The following is a 1,547-nucleotide window of genomic DNA, read 5'->3' on the forward strand; positions in this document are numbered from 1 at the left end:
TGATGTGACCATCCGCACCGCATATCGCCCAGCCTGTCTTGGTCCCTAGATCAAGACATAAAATGGTTTGTGCGTTAATGATCATAATCCCCCCTTAAGGCTGTTGCGTATTTATGCGTGCGCATGGTGACGCGTAATCTATTAATTTTGTCTCTTTATTTTTGCCTGTTTAAGAATGTGAATGGTGCTGTTGATGTTCATTACTATCTGTAGAAGCAGCAGTAAAAGCAGATTGTGAAGATAATTTAGAATCACATGATTGCGTCCTATAAAAAAACGAGAAAAAGTCTTCTGCCTTAATCGGTGCTCCAATTCTTTTGGCTTCATTCAAAAGAATTGGGATATGTTTTGTTGGAATTCTCCCACCAGTTCCACCTTTTGATATAGGACGGAGCCAGACGTACACGCGTGTTCTATGAACCCCAAGCAACTGAGATACCCTACGAACCCCACCTAACAGATTTATTATTTCCGAAAATTGTTTCATAGTACATTATGTAGCGATTATAAAAACAATGTCAAGAAAGAAAATTGATAATGAAACTATATGTTGCTAAATTAGAAAATGACGATTGTATACAACGTACCTACAATAAAGATATGACAATAAGTATCTCGCAATGGTTACAAAATGCCTTATCTGAAGCTGGATTAAGCCAATCAGAGCTTTCAAGACAGCTAACCGCTTCTTTAGGTCGCTCGATAGATCGTGCTGCCGTCAATAAAATGCTAAAAGGAACAAGAGATATTTCTGCTCGAGAATTATTAGAAATATCAAAGCTTACAGGTGCTTCTATTCCCACTAATCACTTAGTTCCTTTGATCGGATCTGTAGGAGCCGGAGGAGAAATAAACGCAATAGATTCTGGTTGTCTAGAAGAAGTAGAAGCCCCGCCATCCGCTCCTAAAGGAACTGTTGCTGTTCGCGTGGTAGGTGATTCTATGTTTCCAGCCATTGAAGAAGGAAGCCTTCTTTTTTATTCCTATCATTTGCCACCAGAGGATCTTATTAACAACCGTGCTATCATAAAAACTAAATGTGGAAAAGTTTACATCAAAGTATTACGTCTCGGAAAAGAAAAAGGGAAATGGGTTTTATCCAGTATAAATGGAAAATATGCCGATATCGTAGATGTAGAATTAGAATGGTGTGCACCTATCGACTGGATTAAGCCAGCCAGAATATGAATTAATATTTTTATACTTCTCTTCAAGTAAGCCTTTAGTTTATTACTTTTTTAAAGATTTTCAAAATCGCTACATTTTTTTGTTGACTTTGTTTTTAAAATCGCTACATTGGTATCCATAAACCACGCACAAACAATCGCCAAGAGGCGTTAGGGAGGAGAAATTATGGAAAATCCAATTCTTATAAATTCTGATGAAATTTTATTAGTTGCCTACGATAAAGATCAACACATTGCAGAGTCTGGACCACTTGATGCAAGCCAAATTCTAAAAATTATTGACGAGGCAGATGATGCAATCCAAATCTTTCGCATCAATCCTTCTGAGAATAATTGTGAAGATATCTCTGAAGAAATTGC

The 1,547-nt window shown here is 37.3% G+C and carries 2 protein-coding genes and 1 pseudogene; 2 read left to right on the forward strand and 1 reads right to left on the reverse strand.

The window, feature by feature from the left end:
- Positions 1-169: 169 nt before the first annotated feature.
- Positions 170-430 (reverse strand): hypothetical protein, encoded by a 261-nt coding sequence (locus ACFIKE_RS10355; protein WP_375649783.1) that lies wholly within the window; start codon positions 428-430, stop codon positions 170-172.
- Between the two features lie 107 nt (positions 431-537).
- Here ACFIKE_RS10355 and ACFIKE_RS10360 point away from each other — a divergent pair, with 107 nt between their 5' ends.
- Positions 538-1,188: a S24 family peptidase gene (locus tag ACFIKE_RS10360; RefSeq protein ID WP_375649785.1), complete on the forward strand. Its 651-nt coding sequence runs from the start codon at positions 538-540 to the stop codon at positions 1,186-1,188.
- Positions 1,189-1,353: 165 nt separating this feature from the next.
- Positions 1,354-1,547: pseudogene (locus tag ACFIKE_RS10365) on the forward strand (hypothetical protein); the annotation flags it as partial.

This window comes from Bartonella sp. MU70NMGDW, assembly GCF_042194085.1.
Classification (GTDB): Bacteria; Pseudomonadota; Alphaproteobacteria; order Rhizobiales; family Rhizobiaceae; genus Bartonella; species Bartonella grahamii.